We start from the raw sequence: 7,075 nt of genomic DNA on the forward strand, positions 1-7,075 counted from the left end.
CCTGGATTCCCGCGAGCGGGAATCCGAACTACGCGACTAGGAGGGGCGGCTGCATCACTCCGGGGGCTGTGTAGGCTCAGGGATTCCCAGATAGTACCGGGCTCGGATAGTAGGTCAGGTGAGGCTCCGTCATGGCCGACCCCGTGCTGTCCGACTCGGACTCCGCTGACGCTCCGTCCTCGCGGGTGCAGAGGGAAAACGTACCGGATGGAGCATCAGACTACCGGATCGCGGGCAGCTTCGGAAGGTATTGAGGCACTGCATCACTGATGCTGATGAACACCGACTGCCCACCTCAGCCCTAGATGATGCAGTGTGTAAAGTCAGGATCGCTGACGAGCCACCTGGAAGCACTTCCGAAAATACTCGATTCGGGCAGCTGAATTGAGCGTAGTGCCACGGCGGAAAGGCTCGACTATGGCTTGGGAATTGTATGGCGCACTCGGGCGCAGGCTCAGGGTGCGGGCTCAGGCCGGCGGGGGCGGGGTCCGGAGGAGCCCCCGCCGGGGTTCCGCGCGGCTGGAAGCCCGGCGCGTCGGTCGGGAGGGCAGTGCACCTGTAGCCCGGCCGGAGGGAGCGAAGCGGGCGCGGCACTGCCGGATCGGCCGGAGGTCGATGGTCGTGAGGGCCGGTGTCGCGCCCGGGGAGGCCGGCGACGCGCCGGTGGCGTCCGCCTGGTTGAGCTTGTAGCGGTGAGGTTTACGCCCGCACCGGGGGGCTTCTGTAACTACTTAAGAGAGCGCGCCGTCGAAACCGGCTCTGACCTGCACAAATGTGGTTCCGGTTGTTTCAGATATCTAGAACAAACCGGGGCTGGGTGTTCTGAGGATCTGAAACAACGCGGTCCGCTCCTGATGGCTGCTGGGGCGGGGGCGGCGCGTGTTCGTTCTGAGAATCCGAAACAAGTCGGTACCTCCAGTGATACCGTCAGCCGCAGTCGTGATCATCTTCTGAGGAGTGTGCCGTCCATGAGCCAGCTGCCGGTGGTCCGCCCGGGCCAGCAGGTCGTCACGCGGTCGGACGGCAAGGGCGGCCTGACCGTGGACGTGGAGACGATGAGCGGGCGGACGTTCGCGGTCAGCGCGCTGGTCGGCGGCTACGTGCTGGACGGCCGACTGCTGATGGACGCCCTGGGCAGCCTCAAGATGCCGGGGTCGTGGTTCCAGGTCTGGTGCAAGATGGTGGCGGCCCAGGACGCCCGGGACCGCAAGACGGTGGAAGAGGCCCGGAAGTCCCCGAAGGGCTACATCCGGATCAGCCAGCGGGTGCTGCAGGAGCGCTGCAACCTGTCGGCGGCCTCGGTGAGCGAGGCGTCGCAGTTCTACACCCACATCGGGTGGATGCGGGTGGCCAAGCGGGGCCTGGTGCAGCTGAACCCGTGGCTGACGGCGGCGGGCAAGAGCGGCGAGCAGGAGAAGTGGCAGGCCGAGTGGAACGCGGCCGGCGGCCCGGCCTGCGTCATCCCGGCACCGGACTACCCGACGGTGTGGCGGCAGATGCGGCTGGTGGCGAAGAAGGAGGCCGAGGCGGCGCGGCGCGGGCAGCCGGTGGTGCAGCTGCGCGTCAAGCGGCTTCCGGCGAAGAAGGCGAGCGCGTGACCCCATGGACTCTTCCGCCATACCCTCGGACCAGGACCATCCCCGCGCCGACCGGAAGGACCGTCTCGTGAGCAGCTATGTTCCGTCGCCGCCCAGTGAGCGGCCGATCGAGCTGTCGCGGCAGATGCTGGGCGTGCTGGCGCTGCTGGACATGTCGCGGACCGCGCGGCGGGTGCTGGACATGCTGCTGTCGCTGGCCGACCCGGAGGACGGGACGGCCGAGGTGAGCCAGGACGAGATGTGCGTGCTGCTGGGCGTCTCGAAGCCGGGTGTGAACCGCGGCTTCAAGGAGCTGCGGGAGTGCGGGCTGACGTGGCAGCTGCAGCGCGGGCTCTACCAGCTGCACCCGGCGCTGACCGGGACGGTGGCGGGGCCGGTGGCCTCGGTGCCGGAGATCCGGCCGGCGGACCCGGAGGCGTTCAGCGAGCAGCGCCGGGAGCGGTTCGCCGCCCAGGTCGCCAACCTCACGAAGCGCAGCGCGTAAACGATCGGTCAGTAGCACTGGCGGTACCGATTCGTTCTTGATACGCAGAACAAACCCTGGTGGGGGCGGGGTGCAACGCGGCTTGTGTTGCACCCCGCCCCCACCAGGGTTTTCATGTTGTTCGTGCAGGTCAGGCCAGCAACGCGGCTTCCCGCGTTGCAGTGGTTGAGAGGCTGCGTTGCAGGGCGCGTTGCACTACCCGTCGACACCTTCGTGCGCGTCTTCGACGTCCTGGGCGTCGACAAGGAGGCGGGCCAGAGCGCGGGAGAAGCGGGCGGTGAGGCGGTGGGTGCCGCCCTCGCACGCGGTGCAGCCGTCGCAGGCCCTGGTGGGCGCTGGGCAGTCGTCCGGGCAGTCCTCGCGCCGGGCCGCGTGCAGCAGGACCAGGCGGTGCAGCCTGGAGGCGCGGCGCACGTGGGGGTTGGCGTAGCAGCCCTCGCGGAGCAGGTAGCCGGCGGTCAGCCAGAGCTCCACGTGGACGTAGGCGCTGCTGCGTATCTGGCCGAGCGCGTCCAGGATCGCCTCGTCCCCGGCGTCGGGCAGGACCTGGTCCAGGCCGCCGGCGCGCAGCGCCGCCAGGAGCTCGCCCAGGCGCGTGGTCGGCTGGAGCGGGGTGGTGCGGGTCATCAACGCGTCCTTCGGGTTCAGAGAGGGCATGTGGACACACGGCGCGCTCGCCGTCTACGGCCGCGTCAGCCCGCGGTCTCCAAGCGCGCCTGGCAGCGTTGCTCCAGCAGGCATCCGGCGAGCTCATAGGTCTCGATGACCCGCACCTGGCAGTCGTGACAGGCGAGAGCGTCCGTCTTCGGGTCCCCCGGCGGCTTTGCGGTCGTGAAGAACCGCTTCCTCGGTCGGACGGCCCACCGCCGGGGCCTGGTGGGCCTGCTGGGCACGGCCGGGGCCTTGGGCGCGGTCTCGTGGCTGCCGCAGCGCGCCAGGTCGGCCGCGGCGACGACCAGCTCGGGCAGGAGGGAGACGGCGCGGGCCGCCGGGGCGGCGTAGTAGTTGACCTGGCGGAGGAACGCCTCCATCAGCCAGGCCTCCACGGCCAGGCACAGGGGGTCGTCCCGGAGGTCGGACTGGTGCAGGGCATCGAGCACGTTCTCGTCCCCGGGCAGGATGTCGACCGTGGCGTCGACGTGGCCGTGGAGCTCGTAGAGGGCCTTCAGCTGCCCCAGGCGCTGGAGCAGGAGTCCGGCATTCTGCATCTGCCACCGGCCGGTGGCAGTGTCGATCTCGACGTGCGGGTACTGCTTCTCGTGCGGCATGGCGGCCTCGCTGTCGTCGGGGCGGGGGTTGGATCCTGGGCAGGGCGACATGGTCAGTCGAAGGCGAAGTCGAGGTACTGGACGTCGCGCAGCTCGACGTGCAGGCCGTCGGCGCGGCTGCCGCTGTCGGTGAAGTACGCCTCGGCCAGGGCGTCGGCGACCAGCTGGTGGAGCTCGGTCTCGGTGGCGCCGTTGTCCTGGGCGGCAAGGATCTCGGCCGTGTAGTGCGGGGAGATCCGCTCGCTCAGCCACCGCATCCTGGGGTCGTCGGTGGTGCCGACCCCGGCGGAGAACCCGAACGTCGCCTTCACCTCCACCGTCATGCCGGCGGCAGCGGCCTGGGCGCGGACGGCGGAGCGGACCTCGGGCTGCCACTGGGAGGCGGTGTCGTCCTCCATCACCTCCCGGGTGGCCGCGCGAGGAGTGGTGACGGTGCCCTTCGCGTAGCGCTGGACGCTGCGCTGGGAGATCCCGAGACGAGCGGCCAGGGCCCGGGTGCCGCCCTTGACCTTGGAGAGCAAGAACCGGACCTGCTCACGGGCGGTGGCCGGCGGCGGCTCGGTGAACTTCTTGCGGGCCGCACGCTCCAAGCCGTCGGCTACCACGCCGCGGACGAACCCCGCTCCTCCGCTGCTGGTGTCGTCGGCTGGCTCCGGCTCCGGGGTGCTGCCGGTGGTGTCGAAAGTGTCGCTGTCGCTCATGGGAAGACGATCTGTCGCCCCACCTGTGGACAGACGTTGCAGAGCAGAGCCCCGCTCACCTCGCTTGCATGACGCTCTGACCTGCACTGTTAGTGTTCGGCGGTCACGCCCTGGCCGCCGTCGGCCGCGACTTGGGCAAGAACAGCTCTGCCGAGTCATTCTTTCCACCCTCTTCGACCCGAAGGTGTCCGCACGTGAACTCCGGATCGGCCGTCATAGCCACCTGGTCGCAGCTGTGGGACGGGCACTCCCCGGAGGGCTTCGCGGTCGGCCAGCTGGCCGCCGCCGACGTCACGGGCGAGTTCGACGTGCCCGCAGTCCGCAGGGCGTGGCGCCGGTCGATCGAACAGGCCCTGCCGGACGGCTTCCACCTGCGCGGCAATACCTTCCACGGCCCCGCCGAAGGCCTGCGGCACGAGGGCGGCCGCCTGGTCGACGCCGCCGGGCACACCGCCCTGCAGCTGCACCAGGCCGTGCTCGAGGAAGCCGTCGGCGGCACCGACCGCGACCCCGAGCAGCAGCTGTGGCGAGTCGCGGCCCGATTCCGGCTCAGCGCCGAGGGCTTGCGGGTGTACGGGACCTGGCGCACCTTCACCGGCGACCACACGGTGGAGGACACCGTCCGCACCGCATTGGACCGCTGGGGCCAGTCCCACGGCGCCGAGCTGGCCGGCACCGGCCGGTACGGCTTCGAGATGCTGCACGCCGCCCTGGACGGCCGTCTGGGCAGCGAGACCGCCGTCGTCCAGGCGGTGACGGCCGCCTACCGCGCCATGCTCACCACCGGGCTACCGCCCGGCTTCACGCTGGACGACGCCGCCGCCGTGCGCGGGCCGCACCCGAAGGTCGAAGGCGTCGACGTCACCGGGGCCGTGCACGCCGTCGACGTCACCTCGGTCATCGCGACCGTGCTGCTCGCGCCGAGGGAGCTGCTGACCGCGCAGCAGGTCGCCGAGCTGATCGGCGCGGCCACGGCGGACAGCGCCCGGCACACCCTGTCCCGCTGGGGCGTCGCCGCGGCGGAGTACCGCACCGGCGAGAGCGGGCGGGTGCAGGCCCGCTACGACGCCGACCAGGTCCGCGCCGCCCGAGCCGCCCGGCCAGGCCGCGGCCGCCGCACGCTGCGCAGCGCCGACGGTGGGGCGACTACCGACCGCAGCAGCCGCACACCTGGGAGGTAGGACCGAGGTCGACCTTGGTGATCCACTGTCGGTTGGCCTCGTTGACGAGGCGCTCCTGGGTGACCGGCGTGCCCTGGTTGTACTGGTTGAGGGCGTCGATGAACTCCCGGCGCTGGGCCGGCGTCAGGTTGATGTAGCCCCGCAGGACCCCGGCGACCTTGCTGTCCATGTGCTGAACTCCTTGTCGAGTGTTAGAACTGCCCGCAGACGCCGCAGTCGGTGGGATCCATGGTGGTCGGGACCTGCTGGCAGGCCGCGCACGCGCGCTGGAACTTCCGGAGTGCTGCCCGCATGCCCCGGTGGAGCTCCTTCTCGGTCACGTTCTTCTCGTTGTCCCGCTCCTGCCGGGCGGTGTTTTCGACGTCGAGCTTCTCGAACTGGGCGCGCAGGGCCTGGAGTCCTGGAGGGTCGTCGGCCAGGGCGACGAACCTGTTGGCGAGCGACTCGTTCGCCGCGGCCGAGGCGGCAGAGTACGCCAGGTCCTCCGGCCACCGCTTGACCAGGGACCACAGGCTCACGGCCAACTGCACGGCGCCGACCACGGACGCGCAGACGAGGACGACGGCCCAGAGCTTCGCCTGACCGAACGTAGCGGCGAGGGCCCCGATCAGGAGCGGGACGACGAAGCCCACCCAGGTCAGGAGGTCGGTGCGGCGCTTGAGGCGATCGGACCGCTTCTGGAAGATCACGCTGGTCCCGTAGGCGTGCAGAGCAGCGTCCCGGCACTTGCGCCGGTAGTCGTCGATCCCTGCCGCCATGCGTTTCTCCCCATCACAACTCTTGGCCATCCAGCGCGAGGCCGGAACCTGCCGAGTCTACTGGGGCGCGTGAGTTGCCCGGTCCGGGACGGTGGCCGCCCTCGTGCCCGGGAAAACGCGTCGGAGGGGAAGGGCGTGTGGCCCTTCCCCTCCGATGGTGTTCCGGTGTGTCAGCGTTCCGGGCCGACGCGCTCGATCTGGATGGCGAGGACGCCGAGGGCCTCCTTCTCGGGGCCGTAGATCTTGCGGATGTTGGTGAGCTGCTCGTCCCGCGGGGAGTCCGGGTTGACGTTCGCGGGGCCCTCGGTGTCGAGCATCTCCTCGAAGGAGCTGTAGCGGGCGACGCGGACCACCTTGGTCAGGCACTCGTCCTTGCCGCAGGCGAAGCGGATGTACTGGCCGGCCTCCAGGCGGCGCAGGTTGTCGTACTGGACGCGGACCTCGATGGTCTTGCGGCCGGAGGCGACCAGGTCGAAGTAGCAGCGGTAGAGGTTCATGTGGCGGGCGCGCTGGGGCTGGGTGGGCGTGATGGTGCGGGTGCTCATGAGCCGGTCGACCTCCAGGGTCGTGTAGCTGCGGTAGAAGTGCTTGGGGTCGGTGAGCATCAGCCGCACCAGCCAGACCATCGCGTCGGCGAAGTCGTCGACCGTGCCGTCCCAGCTGGTGGCGTCCAGCATCCAGGGGCGGACCCCGCTCGGCTTGGGGACGCGTTCGTCGCGGATCAGGGACTTCGACAGCTTCGCGCCGGAGTCGGTGAGCACCATGGGGGTGAATATCCGCGGCGGCGGGGCGACGCCGCGCAGCGCGGCGAAGGCGCCGTCGACCAGCTGGCAGCCGGGCGCCCAGTCTCCGCCCTTGACCATCACCGGCAGCGTGGCGGGTTCCGCGAGCAGGACGCGTTCCTTGACGAGGTTGCGGTAGAGGGTGGCCAGGTCCAGGTAGGGGCCCGGCTCGGGGGTGACGGTGACTTCGTAGTCGCCGTGGTCGGTGCACACCGCGGCGATCGTGGCGGTGGCGTCGCCGACACTGACCAGGCGGGTGCGCTCGGCGCGCTTCTCGGCCCAGCCGCACTGCGGGCAGGGCAG

The 7,075-nt window shown here is 70.3% G+C and carries 9 protein-coding genes; 3 read left to right on the top strand and 6 right to left on the bottom strand.

Annotated elements, in window-relative coordinates:
* Window positions 1-968 precede the first annotated feature (968 nt).
* Together TR50_RS27900 and TR50_RS27905 are read left to right on the top strand one after the other, a co-directional pair.
* Window positions 969-1,598 carry a hypothetical protein gene (locus tag TR50_RS27900; protein WP_042427949.1) on the top strand — a complete coding sequence of 210 codons (630 nt, stop codon included), beginning with the start codon at window positions 969-971 and terminating at the stop codon, window positions 1,596-1,598.
* A 67-nt stretch (window positions 1,599-1,665) separates the two neighbouring features.
* Window positions 1,666-2,082: a helix-turn-helix domain-containing protein gene (locus TR50_RS27905; protein ID WP_236654620.1), complete on the top strand. Its 417-nt coding sequence runs from the start codon at window positions 1,666-1,668 to the stop codon at window positions 2,080-2,082.
* A gap of 195 nt (window positions 2,083-2,277) precedes the next feature.
* On the opposite strand, the gene TR50_RS27910 is transcribed toward TR50_RS27905, so the two are convergent.
* From TR50_RS27910 to tpg, 3 genes are all read right to left on the bottom strand, one after another.
* Window positions 2,278-2,709 carry a hypothetical protein gene (locus TR50_RS27910; RefSeq protein ID WP_042427956.1) on the bottom strand — a complete coding sequence of 144 codons (432 nt, stop codon included), beginning with the start codon at window positions 2,707-2,709 and terminating at the stop codon, window positions 2,278-2,280.
* A 65-nt stretch (window positions 2,710-2,774) separates the two neighbouring features.
* The gene (locus tag TR50_RS27915; protein WP_042427959.1) at window positions 2,775-3,350 is read right to left on the bottom strand and encodes a hypothetical protein; all 576 of its coding nucleotides are present in this window, start codon (window positions 3,348-3,350) and stop codon (window positions 2,775-2,777) included.
* A 53-nt stretch (window positions 3,351-3,403) separates the two neighbouring features.
* Window positions 3,404-4,051, bottom strand: a complete 648-nt coding sequence (gene tpg / locus TR50_RS27920) for a telomere-protecting terminal protein Tpg (RefSeq protein ID WP_052441407.1) — start codon at window positions 4,049-4,051, stop codon at window positions 3,404-3,406.
* Between the two features lie 194 nt (window positions 4,052-4,245).
* Between tpg and TR50_RS49215 the strand changes: the two genes are divergently transcribed.
* Window positions 4,246-5,232: a hypothetical protein gene (locus TR50_RS49215; RefSeq protein ID WP_236654621.1), complete on the top strand. Its 987-nt coding sequence runs from the start codon at window positions 4,246-4,248 to the stop codon at window positions 5,230-5,232.
* Here the strand turns inward: TR50_RS49215 and TR50_RS27930 are convergent.
* The 3 genes from TR50_RS27930 to TR50_RS50195 form a co-directional block, all read right to left on the bottom strand.
* Entirely contained in the window at window positions 5,198-5,401 is a 204-nt protein-coding gene (locus TR50_RS27930; RefSeq protein ID WP_042427962.1) for a hypothetical protein, read from the bottom strand. The two genes, TR50_RS49215 and TR50_RS27930, sit on opposite strands and share 35 nt — an antisense overlap.
* A gap of 22 nt (window positions 5,402-5,423) precedes the next feature.
* The gene (locus tag TR50_RS27935; RefSeq protein ID WP_042427965.1) at window positions 5,424-5,990 is read right to left on the bottom strand and encodes a mobilome CxxCx(11)CxxC protein; all 567 of its coding nucleotides are present in this window, start codon (window positions 5,988-5,990) and stop codon (window positions 5,424-5,426) included.
* A gap of 170 nt (window positions 5,991-6,160) precedes the next feature.
* Window positions 6,161-7,075, bottom strand: a 915-nt coding sequence (locus TR50_RS50195; protein ID WP_369405788.1) for an ASCH domain-containing protein, incomplete at its 5' end; no start/stop codon positions are given.

Origin of the sequence: Streptacidiphilus anmyonensis, from assembly GCF_000787855.1 — a bacterium.
GTDB lineage: Bacteria > Actinomycetota > Actinomycetes > Streptomycetales > Streptomycetaceae > Streptacidiphilus > Streptacidiphilus anmyonensis.